The following is a 17,418-nucleotide window of genomic DNA, read 5'->3' as shown; positions in this document are numbered from 1 at the left end:
TGGGGGCCTTTTTCTTTTGCGGGTTGTTCCTCTTATATCTGATCCATGTGAAGTGAACCGAACTCACCTCTCCTGAAATTTCTTGAACTCTTGATGAAGCTGCTCCAGTTTGCCGATGATAAAATCGCCAAACGCCGGCGATGTCTTTTCATCAAAACTCAGATTAAGCACCTTCGTCGAACGCTGAACCATCGCAAGTTTTTGACCATCGCCCGATTTAATCGTCTCGGCCTTCGCTGCCTTTCGCTTAGCAGTGAGCGCTTCCATTACCATTGCAAAACGGGCATCTGTGTCGGAGTTTCGAAAGTCCTTGCGCTGGAGAATGTCTTCCAGAACCTTTGGCTTGCTGACTGCGAGCTTCTCGGCGAGCCCCATCCAACGAGGCCTTCCAGCCTTAGGCGCAGGCCCTATTGCTTCGATGATCTCACGCGGCACGGAATGAGCAACTGCCATTAGCTTCGAGAGCTGGGTTTTCTCCATTCCCAACGAACGCATTATGACGTGGCGATCAAAGCCACGTTCCTCAAGCGCCAAGGCAAATAGTCCGCGCTCAATATAACTCAGATCGGTTCGAGTCGCATTTTCCTGACCTTGCGCGACTACCATTTCTTCGTCAGACAGATTCTGAACGACGGCCTTGACTGCCTGCTTCAGTGTTGAGGCGACTCTGACGCGCCGATGGCCGAATACGATTTGATATCGATCCGCGTTTTCCGGATGGGGTCGAAGAAGCACTGGGCTATTCTGGCCGGAAACTCGAATAGCTTCTAAAAGCTGCTGGAAGGTTTCGCCGTCATCGGGCAGTCGATCTGAAACAAAAGAGCTGTCAATCTTATCAGGCTGTATCTCGACGACGGCAGAACCTTCGGCAATGAGCGCACGAGCCTGGTCCGCGGCGCTAACTATGTTGCCAAGTGAGCGCCCCATTGCGCCAACCGCGCCTGATCGGATGTGCTGAAGCTTCTTCTCCGGAGGAGGAACCTCCTCAGTTTCAAAGGTATCCTCTTCAAGGTTGCCATGTGGCAACTCGCTTTCTCGCCGAGAGAGCATGGCCTTCAGCGTATCCTTGCGGCTCATGTCGCCCTCCCCCAAGCCTGCCTAATTAGGCTCTCAATCTCGCCATTCACTGCATCAAGCGACTCAATGGCGCGGTCATACGTTGCCTTTGAGAAATTCTCTCGTCCCACCTCATAGAGCGTCTGCTTTGATAGACCCGCATCGGAAACAGCTGTCGATTTCAGCATCGTGTTTGTCAGTACGCGTTCGCGGAAGAGAGACCGCATGAAACCGACCATCTGCGCCTGTGGCGCATCGGACGGTTCAAACCGTGTTACCACGTAACGAATGAAGTCGTAGTCGAGATCGCCGCCCGCTTCCTGAACAACTCCGAGGAGGTCAGATGTCATTAGGAGAAACTGACACATCGACATAACATCAAGCATCTGCGGATGGGCGGTGATTAGAAGCCCCGTCGAAGCACAAAGAGCTCCAAGAGTTAGGAAGCCCAACTGCGGCGGGCAATCGAGAACCATAACATCATAGTTGTCTTCCACCGAACCGAGTGCAGACGCGACACGACCAAAAAACGGTTCAGAGGAGTGCTCCGCAAGAGCACGTGGCGTATCATGCTCATACTCCATGAGCTCGAGGTTACCAGGAACAATATCGAGCCCCGAAAAGTAGGTTGGCTTTATAATCTCTGACATCGGACGCCGTTGATCGTCATACCGGATCGCCGCGTACATAGTCTCATTTGCAGCGATGTCATACTCGGGCTGGTAACCGTGTAGAGCGGTGAGCGAGGCTTGCGGGTCGAGATCGACAGCGAGAACGCGATATCCTTGAAGTGCAAGGTATTGTGCGAGATGCGCAGCGGTGGTCGTCTTCCCGCTGCCACCCTTGAAGTTGACAACCGCCATTACTTGACAATGTTCACTGGGACGCCGTCGGGGTACGTATTTTTTGCCCTTGGAGTTTTCGTCGAGGACTGCGCGTATTAGATTAATTTGATTAAGAGTGTACCAGCGTCGACCGCCAGACCCAATGTCGGGTTGCGGTCCTTTCCCGTTCAATGACAACTGTCGGAGATAAGCATCCGCTATACCGATCAGCTTTGCAGATTCGACTGATGAAAACGAGCGGAGAGTCTTTTGCGAGACTGGTGGAAAGAGCGCCTTCCTCATTGCCAACAACTCTTGAGAGAGCGCAGCTCCATCGCCAGCGATGATGTCGGTCATCAATGGCTTCAAGGTGGCTTGGGCGACCGCCTGACTACGAGGCTTCAACATAACTACGATAATTCTCCACAGTGAGCAAATATCTCGTAGGTGACATTGCCCCGAGTCGCGACCGGTAGCAAGGAAAATTGAGTTAACAAAATCTTAACAAGGACACGGCGCCAGTGTTCTCCACGCTCGGCTTAAAAGTTGCCATGTGGCAACTCTACAGAATCATGGCACACACGATGTCGCGGAAATCACTTGTTCGGGCTACTTACCTAATGGCTCCGCTTCAACGTAAAGCCCCGCCGCTACACGAGTTTCGACAAAAGGGGCTAGGTAGCGTAGCCGCTGCTCTGTACATCTCCTTTCCGGGTGTACCACGGCCCACCGGGGTTGCACCTCGCTGGATCAATCACCAGGGGATGCCACCCTCAGATCTGGCCGGGGAAGCAATTAAACCGTCAGTATCCCGTATTGACCGTCCGGGTGTGATATCTGCCACCGGATCTGATTGCCCTTCATCCAAATGCCGCCGATTTCCACAGAGAGCGCCCTCGGAGTTTTAGTGAGAAGTGGATAAACGGGCAATTTTTCGGGCTCGCGCTGCTGCCGTCTTCGGCGAGCCATGGATGCGATGTTGCCTGAGAGGCCGGTCTCGGTGAACGGATGAAGTTTACGAGGTCGGACATTGCTGTATCTCAATTGTTAACGCTGCCGATGGGCACGACAAAACGACAGCAAGAGGAAGGTCCGCACCCCAAGGGGTGCAGCGCTTGAGAACGGGACGGTTGTACTTCGTGAGGGGATCCTTAGGACCTGGAAAATCATTTCGGTCGAGGGTTGCGGGCGTGACAACCGGCCTTAGTGATCCATCTGAAGGCATCGCACATAAAGAGGATCAGTCAGGTGTCTCCGGCGTCATCGCTCACCCGTTTCACCGTCGATGCCCCGGCCCGCACTCCGGGCGGTAAAAGGTCTGGGGTAGGGTCAAATATGTGGGGCCCTTTCAAGCAGTCAGCTTGATCTCCCTTGGCATCCGCGCCATCGCGCTTTGCACTCGCCCGCACAATTTTTTTGCGTTTCCTCCTGCTCGAAACCCGCTGGTATTCCGGGCACATCACACGCGGTTCCATCATTACGGGGAAGACATTTTTCTAATCAGGACGGTTTCGCAAATCGCGGGCCGCTGACAAAGACCTTCGCGGCAAACTGCCTTTTGCTCGAGCGCCCAGCGAAAGGTTGTAAAAGCTGGACTGGTGCTTTATATATCATGACGGATCTATATCTTTTGGAATTTTACATGGCGGGATGGAAGGTCGAGTTTCACGGTCAATTCCGTGAAGAAATTAACGACCTCCCGAAGGAAGCCCGGATCGAGCTGCTTGCTCACCTTGTGGCACTCAGGGAAAAAGGCTTTCGCCTTGGAAGGCCTGAAGTCGATACGCTTGAAGGCTCACGGCACGCCAACATGAAAGAGCTTCGTGTAAAGGTGTTGAAGGTACACTGGCGCTTTGCGTTTGCGTTCGATCCAGAACGAAAAGCCGTCCTCTTATGCGGTGGCGCGAAAAGTGGTGTGAGCCAAAAGCTCTTTTACAAACGGCTGATCGAATTGGCCGACCGACGATACGACCAACATCTCTCAGATCTGGAGAAAAACCGTGGACGAACTTGATAAGCTGATTTCCGGTCTTCCAGCAGATGAGCGCCAAGCAATTACGGACCGTGCGAACGCGCTTGTGACGGCGGATAACCTGCGGGAGTTACGCGTACTAGCCGGGCGAACGCAAGAACAGGTTTCTGCAAAATCCGGGATCAAGCAGACCAATGTTTCGCGGCTCGAAAAGCGTGCAGATATGAAGCTATCGACCTTGCGAGAGTACGTGGAGTCGCTGGGCGGAACGCTGAAGATCGTCGCCGACGTGGCCGGCAGAAAGGTCGATCTCTCAAGCATCGTTGAGCGAACGCGGACTAACTCCTGAGACAGGGAAGTTCAGATCAGCAAACGAGCTGCTCTTCCGGTGCGTCTGGTTGCGTTATTATAAGATGGATGCCTGCTGGACCAAGCGATGGCGAGATTGTGCTATGGCCTCAGGCAGCGGAATTCCACGATTGGCGCCTTCGGTCTGAACCGACCGCAACCTTATGCGCTGAGAGCTCTGCTGGCTCCAGGCCGGCCATCTCGGCGCGCTGCTAAACGATCGGATTTGACCGCCGCCGGTTCAAGCGCCTTTGCCGAAACATTGCCCCAGCGATTGACCTTCCGAACACCGCGCCACTCTCGATCCTGGCAGCCAAAAGCCACCCATTTAACACCTCGACGGGCCGCCCGTCAGAAAGACCATCTCATCATGTTCTGCGCCCGACGTCTTGGTGCGGCCGAGGATGCAGACAGCGGGGAGGGGGGGGGTGCCCTCGCAGATGATCGGCGCCTCGGCAGCTAGCTGCTCTAGTCGCAGTCCGGCGATCTCGCTGCGCCTCGCCCACCTGCGGCAAAGGCCCCCATCAGGATGGCCCGATCGCGCACGTCGCGAAGAGTGTCGGTGCTGCAGGCAGTCTTGCCAGCACATCGCCGGTGAAGCGGGGTGGTGCCTGCGTCACACCGGATCGCCGATTTCAGGGCAGGGGAGGAAAAGGCGCCGGTCGGCGCGCGCCATTTGGTAGGCGTCGACCCGGTCGCGAGCCGGCGTCTGACGGCATCGGGTGCATGCGGCCTGGTCCATCGCAGAAAACGCTGGTCGCGCAGACGTTGGGCATGCCGTGAAGAGGATCGACGTCGCGGAGGAGGGAGGCACCGGTTGCCGCCAGTGACCGAGCTTGCAGATATGCATGTCAGACGTGGGTGCGCGTTACACTGTTTCCGCCTACGCCTTCGTTGACGAGGTGAAGCAGGGTTTCGAGGCATGGTTTGTGAGGAACTCGGCCAGATCGTCGCGCCGGATCGATCGGAAGTCGCTGCGGACTTCCGGCCCTCGAGCGTCGACTCGAGGTTTGACCTGTGCAGCGTTCGCAGAACACGATCGCTCGGCCGACGATAGCCATTGTACCTCCAGCAGCGTTAAACCAGAAAATTCGCCATCGGCGCGCCTCGCGGGCCATGCTCTTGCCCGCTTCGGAATGATTTGCGGCTCGAAATCAATCACCATCGATAGGCGATACTTATCGGCGGTTATGGATCCCGGCGTCATGAATAATCAGTGTTTGGAATGTAATGTCGGCTACTTTGATCGAGAGCAAATGATCCGCAGCGGTCGCGGGCGTGGCGACCAATAGTTAACGCCGTTCAGGCCGCGATCTGCCCTTTGATCTGAGCCCGGAGAAACTCCTGCGTCTCGTTCATCTGCGGCGAACCGAAGATCTGCTCAGGCGTTCCCTGTTCGACGAGGATGCCTTGATGCAAAAAACAGACTCGGCTCGATACCTCGCGCGCAAACGCCATCTCATGGGTGGCCATGAGAATGGTCATTCCGGAGCGGGCGAGTTCGCGGACGAGGTCGAGGACCTCGCGCACGAGCGCTGGATCGAGCGCCGAAGTGATTTCGTCCATGAGCAGCACGGAGGGGTGCATCAGCATGGCGCGGACGATGGCCACGCGCTGCTGCTGCCCTCCGGAGAGCTGATCGGGTCTGTAATGCGCTCTTGCATCAAGCCCGACGCGCTTGAGCATCGCCATCGCCTCCTCGCTCGCTGCAGCCCGCGACATCTTGTTCGAAGTCACAGGCGCGAGCGTCACGTTCTCGAGCACGGTAAGATGGGGGAACAGGTTGAAGCTCTGGAAAATCATTCCGACGCGCCGACGAAGATGCACCAGGTCGACGCCATCGCCGGTGACGATATCGCCATCCAACACGATCTGACCTTCGTTTATCGTCTCAAGTCCGTTCATGCACCGCAACAGTGTCGACTTCCCGGAGCCGGACGCCCCGATAAGGCAGATCACTTCATGGGCCGCGACGGACAGGTTGATGCCTTTCAGCACCGGCATCGTACCGTACGACTTCCTCACATCCTTGATTTCGATGAATGCGCTCATTGGGAAGATACTCTTGCTCTGGCCGCGCGCCGCGCAAGCATGTAGTCGACAAGGCGCGTTTGCGGGATTGTGATGATCACGAAGAGAATGCAGACAGTGGTCACGGCAGAAAGATTATAATAATTCGCCGCGTAAATTTTCGCTTGGGCGAAGGCGTCGACGATGCCGACGATGTTGACGAGCGCTGTATCCTTCTGAAGCGCGACGAATCCGCTCAAGAGCGGAGGGAATACCCTGAGCACCCCTTGCGGGAGGATGACGTGAAGCATCGCGCGGGCGGGGGTCATGCCCAGCGACAGTGCCGCCGAATATTGGCTTGGATGGACGGATTCGATGCCCGCGCGGAATATCTCGGCATTGTAGGCCGCGTGGGTCATCGACAGCGCGATGACTGCGTAAATGATGGGGCTTGCCTCGCTGATGACCGGGATCTCCGCCAGCGGGAGACCGAAGCAGATCAGGTAGATGACGACGACGGAAGGCAGGCCGCGGAACAGATCGATGTAGCTGATCGCAAGCAGGCGCACCGATCCCATACCTTTTCCAGGAAGCAGCCGGCCGAGAGCGAGCAGCAGGCCGATCGCCAAGGCCAGGGTTTCCGCGCCTATCGCCAATGCGACATTAATGCCAAAAGCCTTGGCGGTCTCGATGGCGCTAGTGCGGATCAGCTCTCCACGAAGGAATGTGTCGCGGATCGCGCCGTCCGTCACTGTGAGGAAGAAGAAAACCGTGACCGCGACGGCGAGAAATACCGATAGGCCGATGGCTGTCGCGGACAGATCCCGCGATTTTTGAGCGAGAGCGCGGGCGGCGACGACGTCGCCACCCCGCCACTTGATATGAGAGGCCGACGCATTTGCGATCGACCTGGCCAGAGGAACCAGCACCACCATCAGCACGATAGCCAGGGCCAAGGTCGCTGGAACTACAATCCCGGACGAGCCAAGCTGCGGCGCGGCGTTGCCGGCAGCCAACGCCGCGCAGACGGCTACCAATCCCCCGATGACGATGGCGGTGCCAATGAGCCGGCCCGTGGTTGGCGGTGGCGTGGCTCCAGGGGAGCGCGGCGTTCCATTTGAGACTGGCAAGGACATTCCCACCTCGGCGGCGACCATGACTACTTTACCTTCCACACCGGAAGGTCTTTTGGATTGCCACCCATGAACGGAGCAAGCTGCTCTTCAAGAAGGCTATCCAGACGACCTTCTCCACGAAGTTCCTCTATGATCTTGTCGACGATCTTCGTATTGGCGGAGCCCTTCGCCAAGAGAACCGCGGCGTCGCCGCCTGCCTCGTACTGGCCGATTACCTTCAGCTTTCCGCCCGTCTGCTTTGCGATGATCATCGTCAAGGTGGTGTCGAGCAGGATGGCATCGATCTGACGCGCCATCAACGCCGTGACCATATCCGAAATGCTCTGGAACTGGGCAGGCGCCTGCGACGGTTTCAGTGTCTCCTTGACGAAAATGTCGTTGATCGATCCTAGAAGGACACCGATCTTTGCGTCCTTGATCGTCGTGTCGTCGATCTTGCTGTTCGAGCGAACGAGAATACCGGTGTTGACCCGCAGATATGGAGTGCTGAAGTCGGCGACCTTCTCGCGTTCCGGCGTTTTGAACAGTTGCAGGATCGCGACGTCGAAATCTTTCGAGCGTCCGCTGACCAAGGCGTCGAAGGAGACGTTCTTTACAGTTATGGCGGGCACACCGCCGCGGTGGGCGATTTCTGCCGCGAGGCAGTAAGAATAGCCGCTTTTTACCTGCTCCGCGGTATCGCCGTTGTAGTCTCCGGGCGCGGGAAGGGTGGCAAGGATGGTGAGCAGGCCCGACTGAGAAGGCTCGAGCTTGTATTTGCCAAAGGCGCCGGTGACGACGCAGTCGCCATATTTCTGCTCTGACGCATGCGCGAATGGCGCCGTCACCGGATTGACGGCCAGTACCGCTGCGACCATGGCTGGGATCATCGAGGTGTTGAATCTTGTCATGCTTGTTCCCCTTTTATGGTTGTTTAAAGTGTGACGCTGCCGATGACGGTTCCTGAAGCGAGATCGAATTCGCTGTGCTCATAGCGTGCGGCTACGACGCGCAGCGGACCGAGTTCGCTCAGCGAATCCTGTGGTCCGCTCGTAACTTCGATCGTGGCGTCGACCGGGACGCTGGAGTGAAGCACGAAATTCGGCGTCGGCACCTGCAGCACTTCTGCGGTGTGAGGCTGGTGCTCAAACGAATCCGCGAGATGCCTGACCTGAAGATTCGTCGAACCTAGATCCGGCGCGCCATGTGCCGCCTGCCAGTCGACGGTGGGGGCTCCGGGCTTAAAGGTGACGTCTGCCTTGAACAGCGTATGGCCGCGGCGGGCGCATTCCAGATGGATGCCCATATCGCTCTCCTGCCACACGAAGTCGCCGCCCTTCTTCGGCCAGCTCCACATCTCGCGTCCTGCTGTCAGGCCCATGTCCACGTCGATGTACTCGAGAGAGCATGTCTTTCCGTGCTGGTCCTGGTAGCGGCAGGGAAGGTTGATGGAGATGTTGCGGGCGTCGACGTAACCTTCGACCTCGCCAATGGTAATCCAACTGATGACGACGAAATCGCCGGTGGCTTCGAGAGGGGCGGGAAGGAGTGCTTGAACGCGGCCCGGATCGGCGGCGCATAGGATCAACACGCGTTTGCAGTTCCTGAACTTATGCGGCGGCGGATTCATGAGCGATGTCCACATCGGGATCGATACGGCGGGGATATTCATTGCAATCTCCAAAATGGAATGGATTCTATTCTGGTAATTTGCTATCCCTAAAAATAGAAGTCGTCAAGCGGCTCACGATGTGGCAACGAATTGGGCAGGGGCGAGCACCGAGAAACATGATCAAGACGATTTCCCAAATTGATTTGAGCAGTGCCTTGAGGCGCCTGCCGACCCAGCAGCGAAGCCGTGAGAAAGTCCGCAGCATTCTGGAGGCGGCCGACAGGCTTTTGCCCGAGTACGGCTATGAGGCGATCGTGCAATCCCCATGGCCAATCGTCGACGCTTCAGGTGTCACGGCGGGAGTCTTTTACAATTACTTTGAGAACGGCGAGGCCGTCTTGGAAGCCCTCAGTCTTATGTATGCAGAACAGACTCGGGCGGCGATCGATGAGCTTGCAGCCGAAAACTTCCAGAGCTGGGAAGTTGCCATCGACGCCGTGAACGATCGTTTCGCGGAGTTTTACAGCCAACCCACCGTCAGAGAGCTATGGTTGAACAACCGGCTTACACAGACGGCGAAGCTAGCTGGCAACGAAGCGAACAGTCACATTCATCAGACCGTGATCGACCTCATCGAACGTTCGTCCGGCCACGACATCAAGTTCAGTCCCAGCGGAGCCGTCATTCTCGCCAACCTCGGCGATAAGTTGCTTCGGTTCATTTTCGAACAGCCTGAAGATCAACGGCCCGAACTCATGGACGAGTTGAAGAACGCGATGAAAAGCTACGCGGCGACCTTCATTGGGCGTTAGTGCCGTCGTCTGATCGTTCGTGATGTGGATTTCCCGCCGGCGGGGCCGACACGCAGGTCGGGTGGATGAATAGGGTTTTGCCTCTTGAGCGCGAGCACAACTCCGACCGAAGATCCACGGCTGCTCTCTCTTGTCGAATTTTAATGCAGCCAGATCTCCAGTGCGCGGCTATGTGACTGAACCTCCGTAAGAGCCCGGACCTCGTAGAAAAGATTTATCATCGCCTTTGCTGCGCACTGGTGGATTCCAAGAATCCGTGTTTTCGGGGCTGTGCAAATCCCCTGCTGATCGTGCACGCACCGCGTCTGCCGTCGCAGCATTCGCGCCGACGCTCATGTCGTCGACTTGGTATTTTCCAGAATACTCCTTCGCCTCGATAGTAAAACGACCGCCAGTCTTTAGAACCTATTTTGTCCGGCACTTTAGGCGCGATAAAGCTTGAATCTAACTCGTGATATCGTGTGAAACTCCGCGACCAGGTGAAGGGGGTTTTCCCCGCGTGAGTTCCAAGAACCGGCCAGTCCGTAGACGGCCCCAGACCGGTCTTTCCCGAAAGCAAGTAGTTGCCTGTATCGGAAAGTTTTAAGCAAAACATTCCCACCGAACGGCGGGTCGCCGGTTCGAATCCTTTCAAGGCGTCCAATTTGTATCGGAACCTTTCGGACAGGAAGTCACATACAGGCGCAGAGGTTCACTCAAATTCCGGCAAATCCATCTGAAAATCCCGGTGCTCGAGCTTCTGGACCTCGGCCCAAATATCCGGTAGCGCAGCCACGAAATGGGTTTTGCCCGCTAGATGGCAATCCGCGTGATCTTCCTGGAGGAGGGCCAGATCGTCGAACAGAACGCGGCAGGCCAGTTCTTCGACAGTCAGCAGCACGAACGCACCCGCCTGTTCCTGAGCCAGATCCTGCGCTGATGACGGTTCCGGGCGATCGACGACACGCCCTGATCGACCATTTAATCTTGAACATAAATGCTCGGGAGTTAGCTAAGGTGTTCATGTCGGGGAACTTCGCGGGGTGCCCACCCATTTCTTGCCGCCTCGGTTATGATCTTGGCCTTCGGCTCGATGGCCCCGGGCGGGCCGCGAAGCTCGACGCTTCGCCCCTGGGTGCGCGATGAGCCGATCAGCGCTAGCCGTCTCGTCCTGAGAGGGAAAGGGACAAGTCGGCACGCCCGATAATGTGCTTGGGATCGAAAGCAGCGTTGTGGCGCCGTGTTCTGAGTTTCCGGGCCGTCACGTTTGAATTCTCAAGATGACAACGAAGCGTCCGGGGACATCTGTAAGGTGGGCGATGAAGACATCGTCGAGCCAGAGGTCCACGTTATGCAAATCAGTAATTCTTTCCGTCTCGGAAGCCCCGAAGTGTTTCCCCCGTCCGAACGCCACGTCTATCTTGACGCCGCTTCTGTGGGCCTCACTCACAAAGGGGCAGCGCAGGCGATATCAAACTGGCAAAACGCGCTCGCCGAAGAGGGTACGATCGCCTTCGATGAACAAGCTGAAGTCAACTGTCTCGACAATCTCAACAATGCGATGTCGGAGCTTTTCAACGCTACCAGCGATGACATCGCCATCTCGTCGAGCGAAACGATCCTGATGCAATCTTTGGCTTGGGCTGTCATGCCACCCAAAGGCAGCAAGATAATTGCAACAGACGTAACGCATCCCTCCACAATCTACCCCTGGATGCGCGTCGCTCAAAACACCGGCGCTCAGGTGCACTGGATACGAGCGGACGGGCGCCTTACAATCGACCCCGATGAACTCGAAGCCAGCATTGACGACAGCACCTCCGTCGTCTGTTTGAGCCATGTTGAATATGGCACGGGACAGCAATACGATCTCCGCCGGTTTGCAAAGAAGGCCCACGCACATGGAGCCATTCTGGTGGTCGATGCTACCCAATCGGCCGGCCAGGTCGAGATCGATGCCGCCACCGGCGTTGATGCGGTGGCAACATCCACATATAAATGGCTTTGCGGCCCGTTCGGCACCGGCGTCATGTATGTCTCTGCCCAGCTGCAAAAGTTGAATCCTGGTATTGTCGGTTGGCGCAGTCACAAGAACATGTGGGATTTTCAAGCTGACCGGCTGGAACTTCCCGACAATGCCAAGCGATACGAATTTGGCACCATGGCCTATGGCACAGCCTTCGGCGCTACCGAGTCCATCCGCCACATTCTCGATACCGGCATCAGCAAGATTACCGAGCATAACCGTAGGGTGTCGAGGCGCTTGATCGCCGGGTTGGAAGACTTGGGCGCAGAGGTCCTTGGGCCTCAGTCCGACGCGGACCGATCTGCCACTGTTGCGGCGCGATTCCCGGGAAAAGACAGCCGTGACTTCGCCAAGACACTCAAGACGGCCAACGTCATCGCATCCCTGAGGCGCGATTTCATCCGGTTCTCCCCCCACTACTACAACAGCATAGATGACATCGATCGGGGGATAAGCGCGATCAAGGCGTCACTCTGAGTTCAATCTTGCGGGAGTAGCCTATGACAGTGCTAGTTGGGATCGACTTCGCCCTGGACGGCAAGCAATCCGGACATCTTGCAATTCCGCATTCCAGCCATCTTTCGGCGTATGGAAAGATTGTCGTTCCAGTCGTCTATATCAGGAATGGTGACGGACCCAGGGCGCTTGTCAGCGCGGGCGTGCACGGGGACGAATTTGAAGGCCAGATAGCGGCCAGAAAATTATGTATCGATCTAAGTCCTGATCAGATGAGGGGAAGCCTGCTGGTTGTGCCGATGGCAAATGCGCCAGCGGCGTTATCGTCTTCACGCATCTCGCCGATCGATCAGCTGAACTTGAACCGTTCATTTCCAGGCAATCCTTTGGGTTCGCCGACCGCAGTGATAGCGAATGCCATCGAGAACGAGCTTCTGGCCAATTGCGACTATGCTTTTGACATCCACAGCGGTGGCAGTTCACTCTTCTACACAGACATAGGTATTACCACCGCCACCGGTTCAGTGACCGAGGACGAAAAGAGACTTAACCTTCTCAAATCCCTTGGGCTGGATGCCGGCATGCTCTTGCCCGCCGTGGGGAGCATGGGCTTTGAGTCGTCCGCAGATGGGGCGATGTTGCGCAAGAACGTCATAGGTGTAAGCGCGGAATTTGGCGGTGGCGGCCATCTTTCTTCCAACGTTACGCGGCGATGCGAAGAAAGCATAAGAGGTTTCCTGGCGCATACGGGGCTCATGCCCGAGCCGGCGGAAGCCCCTGGGAAGCCATGCCGGTTTTACGACGTGAGCGATCCCGGCGCTCAGGTTTACTCGGACTGCAGCGGCATTTTCATGGCAGATGTCGCCATTGGTGAGCTCTGTGGTCAAGGCGATCCAATAGGGCGGATTTTTGATTTCTACGACGTCATGGCGCCGCCGAAAGTGATTAGAAACAAGATCCCGGGCAGAGTGCTTGCAATAAGGAGCCTTCCGCGCGTTGAGGTCGGGGATTGTCTGGCTCAGGTTGGTAAGTTGGTGCGGGTCTGATGGGGCTTTCTCAAATGCAACCCAATTCTCAAGAACCAGGCATCCATCCGCAGCTTTCAGCTGAGGGAATATACAAATCATTTGGTCAGTTTGAGGTCCTTAAGGGCATCTCACTCAATGCCTATAAACACGACGTTATCTCCATCTTGGGCGCCAGCGGGTCCGGCAAGAGCACTTTTCTGAGATGCCTCAATTTCTTGGAGTGCCCGAGCGAAGGAATCGTCACGCTCGATGGCGAAAGGGTGCGAACGCGACGAAATCGGGCGCGACAGCTGGAACCTTCCGACAGAAAGCAGATCGAGCAACTTCGAACCCGTGTTTCCATGGTTTTCCAGAGCTTCAATCTGTGGTCTCACATGACGGCGCTTGAAAATGTTATGGAGGCCCCGCTCCACGTTCTTCGCATGTCTCGCAGCGAGGCGAAGGACGTTGCCGAGCAATATCTCGAGCGCGTTGGGCTGGCCGAGCGGAGAAATTTCTATCCCGCGCAGATGTCCGGCGGTCAGCAGCAGCGCGCGGCCATAGCGCGCGCACTTGCGGTGGACCCGGAGGTAATCCTGTTTGATGAGCCGACCTCCGCATTGGATCCGGAACTCGTGGGGGAAGTTCTGAAGGTAATGAAAGGATTGGCGGAAGAGGGGAGAACCATGATTGTGGTGACCCACGAGATGGCGTTTGCCCGGGAGGTTTCCAATCGAATCGTATTTCTGGATCAGGGACTTAAAGAAGCCGAGGGGTCGCCGGAGGAGGTGATGCTCAATCCTGAGTCAGACCGCCTTCGACAGTTTTTGGCGCGCACCCAATACTCGTCGGAATAACGCAAATGCGCAAACCAAGAGGGAACGTAGATGATCGCTTCTATAAGAAAAATTGCTTTGGCGAGTGTAATGGTCTTTGCTTCGTTCGGCGTTGCCGCCGCCGAGGATATCATCCGATTTGCCACTGAGGCGGCCTATCCGCCCTTCAACGAGCGCGCCGCTGACGGCTCCATTGTCGGGTGGGAAATCGATCTGGGCATGGCAATGTGCGAAAAGATCGGGCGCAAATGCGAATTCGTGGCGCAGGATTGGGACGGTATGATCCCAGGGCTGCTGAGCAATCGGTTCGATGGAATTTTCGCGTCGATGAGCATCACCGAGGAGCGAAAGCAACGCATTGATTTCACAAACAAATATTATCAATCACCAGCCTACTTCATCGCCAAGAAGGGCACTAAGATAGATCGCTCCGCGAAAGACCTTGGAGGCATCAAACTGGGCACAATCGGAGGTGTGCAGAGCTGCTTCCTCGCGAAGTACTATCCAGACGCCAAGGTTTCAATCTATCCGACGGCAGAGGACACGTATCTTGATCTCCAAGCCGGCCGCGTCGATACCATCCTGGCGGAATCTGTCCAGACCGATTTTGGCCTGCTCCGCAAAAATCCCGATGCGCAGTACGCATTTATCGGGGAACCGGCTTTGGACAAGGAGTGCTATGGCGAAGGCATTGGTATCGGTGTTCGCAAGGACGATGTCGCGCTTAAAGGGATCCTCAACAAGGCGATAAAGGAGGTCCGCGCCGATGGTACCTACGACAAGCTGGTCCAGAAGTATTTCGGCTACGACATCTATGGGCAATAGACAGCGGTTTCTGATTCAAGTTCTCGGAAATTCGCAGTAGATCAATAACCTTAGGTAGGGCTGCCGCATCGCCGGTGGCCCGTGCCTTGGTCGGGTGAGAACGGACGAACCACAATCTTATGGGTCGCCAATCTGTTAAGGTGCGTCTTGGACAACATTGTCGCATATAGCCCCTTTCTGTTGAAGGGGGTGGGAGTCACGATCGGCCTAAGCCTCTGCTCGATTATGGTCGCAGTGCTACTCGGTCTCGCGGGTGCAGCGGCGAGCATGTCGGGCAATGTATTGGCGAAACGAGCGGCGTCCTTCTACACCACGGTTGTGAGAGGAATTCCTGATCTCGTATTCATGCTGCTGTTGTACAATTTTGGCCAAGTTGCCCTAAATTCACTGGGTGCCGTTACCGGTCTGTGGAAATTTGTAGAACTAAACCAGTTTATTACCGGAGTGATCGTAATCGGCGTGATCTTTGGCGCCTATATGAGCGAAACATTTCGTGGTGCATACATGGCAATACCGCGCGGCATGATAGAGGCCGGGATTTCTTTCGGAATGAAGAGAGGGCTTCTTTTTCGTCGCATTATTTGGCCGCAGCTTATTCGCTACGCTCTGCCAGGCTTCACGAACAATTGGCTTGGGTTGATGAAGACCACGGCTCTTGTATCGGTCGTCGGCTTGGAAGACATTATCCACAATGGGTATGCCGCAGGTCGCGCCACACGCGAGCCATTCACGTTCATGATGATCGCATTGGTTGTTTATCTCCTTATGACAATCATTTCAGACATCGGGCTTCGCGCACTTCAGCAGCATTACACAAGGGGCGTGGTTCGGGGAGTCTTGCGATGAGTGACCTCTTCGAGGCGGTCCATAGATTTTCGTCAGAGACGTCGCCACTCGACTTCCATCTTGTCATCGAAAATTGGCGTCTGTTCTGGTATGGCCTGGTAAACACCCTTATCTTGTGGATTGTCTCGCTGATCGCCGGTGGCCTTTTCGCAATCCCCTTGGCGGTCATACGCGCGCGACGTGTGCCGGTGCTTAACCAGATCGCCTACGGCTATATTTACGTCATCCGGGGCACCCCGCTACTCGCCCAGCTCTATGTTATCTATTACGGGCTCTCCCAGTTCGAGTTTATCAGAGAGTCTGCGGCCTGGACGATTCTGCGGGACCCGTGGTGGTGTGCATTAATCTCATTTTCAATCGGCACGTCGGCCTATACCGGTGAAATCCTGCGGGGCGCGATCGAGGATACGCCGCGTGGAGAGGTGGAGGCTGCGACGGCGTCCGGGATGTCACAATCAATGATACTGCGCCGAATCTTGTTGCCCAGTGCTTTCCGCAGGTCGTTGCCGTCCTACGGAAATGAGGTGATATTCAGCCTATATACAACGGTACTTGCAAGCATGGTGACCGTAATCGATCTGCTAGGGGCGGCACGGCAATTCAATAGTAAATATTATCTGGCCTATGAGGGCTTTGTGACGGCAGCACTTATATTCATGGCAATCGTCTTCGTCATCACACGCATTTTCCGGTTCTTGGAAGGCAGAATGCTCAGACATCTGGCCCCGATTTCTTCCTGATGCTCACCAATTGACGCTTAGTCCAAACTGCTTTTTCCGCCTGATGGAGGCCCTGATGTTAGATTTGCCCGTTTCCGAAAACTGGTACCAGATTGATGACCTTGGGGACGGTATATTCAAGATCTTTGAACCTCACGTCGCGGGATTCATGAAAGCAAACGCCTTTGTTGTGCGCGGGCGCGATGATACTTTGCTGATCGACGCTCTTAACGGAGTGAGGCCCCTCAGGCCATTCTTGGCTGACTACGGGCTAGAGCCGACCATCGTCTTGGCGACGCACGCCCATGCGGATCATATCGGTGGACTCCATGAATGGCCGTTAACCCTATGCCACAGCGCGGAAGCCGAGGGGCTGCGGATACTCGATCCTGACGTGACTCTTGCCAGTAGAAACTACGACATTCTCGATCTCCAGACATTGCTCGTTCAGGACGACAGGCTTCACGGACCCATCATCACAGCTTTGCCGCATGCCGGGTTTACCTCCCATGACTTCAGGCTGCATGCACCACAGGTCGAGGCGATCGAAGACGGGCATGTCATAAACCTTGGAGATCGCCAGTTTGAAGTTCTTCACCTGCCAGGTCACTCGCCGGGCGGGGTCGGCCTTTGGGACGCATCCAATCGAATTCTCTTCGGCGGCGATACCATTTATGACGGCAAGCCTTACGATAAGCTTCACCATTCCAGCGTCCCCGACAACCGGCAATCGCTGCAACGCCTGCTCCCTTTGAATCCCCGCGTAGTGTACGGCGGACACGAGCAGCCCATACACTTGGAACGCTTTCGCAAGGTCATCGAGGACTATCTCGCTCAAACCGCCTAACAACTCCAGACACGAGCCTTGTTGGGAGGCTTTCGACTTTGAAAACAAGATGCCTAAGCAAGTTTACGTTGAACGCAGCGTCTTGTTGTATTGTTGCGCATCAGCGCTGATGTCGCTGCCGGCGCCGT

At 56.0% G+C, this 17,418-nt stretch carries 16 protein-coding genes and 2 pseudogenes; 11 read left to right on the top strand and 7 right to left on the bottom strand.

Features of this window, described 5'->3' with window-relative positions:
* Positions 1-63 precede the first annotated feature (63 nt).
* Together repB and repA are read right to left on the bottom strand one after the other, a co-directional pair.
* Positions 64-1,077: a plasmid partitioning protein RepB gene (repB, locus tag QO002_RS29980; protein WP_307237150.1), complete on the bottom strand. Its 1,014-nt coding sequence runs from the start codon at positions 1,075-1,077 to the stop codon at positions 64-66.
* Positions 1,074-2,237: a plasmid partitioning protein RepA gene (gene repA / locus QO002_RS29975; RefSeq protein ID WP_307237147.1), complete on the bottom strand. Its 1,164-nt coding sequence runs from the start codon at positions 2,235-2,237 to the stop codon at positions 1,074-1,076. Before repA ends, repB begins: the two co-directional genes overlap by 4 nt.
* 1,285 nt (positions 2,238-3,522) lie before the next feature.
* On the opposite strand from repA, the gene QO002_RS29970 reads away from it, so the two are divergent.
* Together QO002_RS29970 and QO002_RS29965 are read left to right on the top strand one after the other, a co-directional pair.
* Entirely contained in the window at positions 3,523-3,894 is a 372-nt protein-coding gene (locus tag QO002_RS29970; RefSeq protein ID WP_307237144.1) for a type II toxin-antitoxin system RelE/ParE family toxin, read from the top strand.
* Positions 3,881-4,201, top strand: coding sequence for a helix-turn-helix domain-containing protein (locus QO002_RS29965; protein ID WP_307237142.1), 321 nt, complete (start codon positions 3,881-3,883; stop codon positions 4,199-4,201). The genes QO002_RS29970 and QO002_RS29965 overlap by 14 nt, the downstream gene beginning before the upstream one ends.
* Positions 4,202-4,212: 11 nt before the next feature.
* Here QO002_RS29965 and QO002_RS29960 read toward each other — a convergent pair.
* From QO002_RS29960 to QO002_RS29940, 5 genes and pseudogenes are all read right to left on the bottom strand, one after another.
* Positions 4,213-5,365, bottom strand: a pseudogene (locus tag QO002_RS29960) (site-specific integrase).
* A 137-nt stretch (positions 5,366-5,502) separates the two neighbouring features.
* Positions 5,503-6,252, bottom strand: coding sequence for an amino acid ABC transporter ATP-binding protein (locus QO002_RS29955; RefSeq protein ID WP_307237139.1), 750 nt, complete (start codon positions 6,250-6,252; stop codon positions 5,503-5,505).
* Positions 6,249-7,346, bottom strand: coding sequence for an amino acid ABC transporter permease (locus tag QO002_RS29950; protein ID WP_307237136.1), 1,098 nt, complete (start codon positions 7,344-7,346; stop codon positions 6,249-6,251). The genes QO002_RS29955 and QO002_RS29950 overlap by 4 nt, the downstream gene beginning before the upstream one ends.
* A gap of 23 nt (positions 7,347-7,369) precedes the next feature.
* Positions 7,370-8,236: an ABC transporter substrate-binding protein gene (locus QO002_RS29945; RefSeq protein WP_307237133.1), complete on the bottom strand. Its 867-nt coding sequence runs from the start codon at positions 8,234-8,236 to the stop codon at positions 7,370-7,372.
* A gap of 23 nt (positions 8,237-8,259) precedes the next feature.
* Complete coding sequence (locus QO002_RS29940; protein ID WP_307237130.1) at positions 8,260-8,997, bottom strand: acetoacetate decarboxylase family protein; 738 nt, start codon at positions 8,995-8,997, stop codon at positions 8,260-8,262.
* A gap of 116 nt (positions 8,998-9,113) precedes the next feature.
* Between QO002_RS29940 and QO002_RS29935 the strand changes: the two genes are divergently transcribed.
* From QO002_RS29935 to QO002_RS29895, 9 genes and pseudogenes are all read left to right on the top strand, one after another.
* Positions 9,114-9,749 (top strand): TetR/AcrR family transcriptional regulator, encoded by a 636-nt coding sequence (locus tag QO002_RS29935; RefSeq protein ID WP_307237126.1) that lies wholly within the window; start codon positions 9,114-9,116, stop codon positions 9,747-9,749.
* Between the two features lie 769 nt (positions 9,750-10,518).
* A pseudogene (locus QO002_RS29930) lies at positions 10,519-10,668 on the top strand (amino acid ABC transporter ATP-binding protein); the annotation flags it as partial.
* A gap of 372 nt (positions 10,669-11,040) precedes the next feature.
* Positions 11,041-12,231 carry an aminotransferase class V-fold PLP-dependent enzyme gene (locus tag QO002_RS29925; RefSeq protein WP_307237123.1) on the top strand — a complete coding sequence of 397 codons (1,191 nt, stop codon included), beginning with the start codon at positions 11,041-11,043 and terminating at the stop codon, positions 12,229-12,231.
* A 23-nt stretch (positions 12,232-12,254) separates the two neighbouring features.
* On the top strand, positions 12,255-13,256 hold the full coding sequence (locus tag QO002_RS29920) for a M14 family metallopeptidase (protein WP_307237120.1): 1,002 nt from the start codon (positions 12,255-12,257) through the stop codon (positions 13,254-13,256).
* Positions 13,256-14,074: an ABC transporter ATP-binding protein gene (locus tag QO002_RS29915; RefSeq protein WP_370878630.1), complete on the top strand. Its 819-nt coding sequence runs from the start codon at positions 13,256-13,258 to the stop codon at positions 14,072-14,074. Before QO002_RS29920 ends, QO002_RS29915 begins: the two co-directional genes overlap by 1 nt.
* A gap of 30 nt (positions 14,075-14,104) precedes the next feature.
* A complete protein-coding gene (locus tag QO002_RS29910; RefSeq protein WP_307237117.1) occupies positions 14,105-14,878 on the top strand; it encodes a transporter substrate-binding domain-containing protein in 774 nt (257 codons plus the stop codon).
* Between the two features lie 147 nt (positions 14,879-15,025).
* Positions 15,026-15,724, top strand: coding sequence for an ABC transporter permease (locus QO002_RS29905; protein WP_307237115.1), 699 nt, complete (start codon positions 15,026-15,028; stop codon positions 15,722-15,724).
* Positions 15,721-16,464 (top strand): ABC transporter permease, encoded by a 744-nt coding sequence (locus QO002_RS29900; RefSeq protein ID WP_307237112.1) that lies wholly within the window; start codon positions 15,721-15,723, stop codon positions 16,462-16,464. Before QO002_RS29905 ends, QO002_RS29900 begins: the two co-directional genes overlap by 4 nt.
* 55 nt (positions 16,465-16,519) lie before the next feature.
* A complete protein-coding gene (locus QO002_RS29895) occupies positions 16,520-17,290 on the top strand; it encodes an MBL fold metallo-hydrolase (protein WP_307237109.1) in 771 nt (256 codons plus the stop codon).
* The last annotated feature ends 128 nt before the right edge of the window (positions 17,291-17,418 follow it).

This window comes from Pararhizobium capsulatum DSM 1112 (assembly GCF_030814475.1).
GTDB lineage: Bacteria > Pseudomonadota > Alphaproteobacteria > Rhizobiales > Rhizobiaceae > Pararhizobium > Pararhizobium capsulatum.
Note: the sequence above shows the minus strand (reverse complement) of the source record. Positions and strands in the feature narration are given on the sequence as shown.

Excerpts from the sequence above, each read along its gene's own strand:
- repB (WP_307237150.1), bottom strand. The coding sequence starts at position 1,077 with ATGAGCCGCAAGGATACGCTGAAGGCCATGCTCTCTCGGCGAGAAAGC.
- repA (WP_307237147.1), bottom strand. The coding sequence starts at position 2,237 with ATGACCGACATCATCGCTGGCGATGGAGCTGCGCTCTCTCAAGAGTTG.
- QO002_RS29970 (WP_307237144.1), top strand. The coding sequence starts at position 3,523 with ATGGCGGGATGGAAGGTCGAGTTTCACGGTCAATTCCGTGAAGAAATT.
- QO002_RS29955 (WP_307237139.1), bottom strand. The coding sequence starts at position 6,252 with ATGAGCGCATTCATCGAAATCAAGGATGTGAGGAAGTCGTACGGTACG.
- QO002_RS29950 (WP_307237136.1), bottom strand. The coding sequence starts at position 7,346 with ATGTCCTTGCCAGTCTCAAATGGAACGCCGCGCTCCCCTGGAGCCACG.
- QO002_RS29945 (WP_307237133.1), bottom strand. The coding sequence starts at position 8,236 with ATGACAAGATTCAACACCTCGATGATCCCAGCCATGGTCGCAGCGGTA.
- QO002_RS29940 (WP_307237130.1), bottom strand. The coding sequence starts at position 8,997 with ATGAATATCCCCGCCGTATCGATCCCGATGTGGACATCGCTCATGAAT.
- QO002_RS29935 (WP_307237126.1), top strand. The coding sequence starts at position 9,114 with ATGATCAAGACGATTTCCCAAATTGATTTGAGCAGTGCCTTGAGGCGC.
- QO002_RS29920 (WP_307237120.1), top strand. The coding sequence starts at position 12,255 with ATGACAGTGCTAGTTGGGATCGACTTCGCCCTGGACGGCAAGCAATCC.
- QO002_RS29915 (WP_370878630.1), top strand. The coding sequence starts at position 13,256 with ATGGGGCTTTCTCAAATGCAACCCAATTCTCAAGAACCAGGCATCCAT.
- QO002_RS29910 (WP_307237117.1), top strand. The coding sequence starts at position 14,105 with ATGATCGCTTCTATAAGAAAAATTGCTTTGGCGAGTGTAATGGTCTTT.
- QO002_RS29900 (WP_307237112.1), top strand. The coding sequence starts at position 15,721 with ATGAGTGACCTCTTCGAGGCGGTCCATAGATTTTCGTCAGAGACGTCG.
- QO002_RS29895 (WP_307237109.1), top strand. The coding sequence starts at position 16,520 with ATGTTAGATTTGCCCGTTTCCGAAAACTGGTACCAGATTGATGACCTT.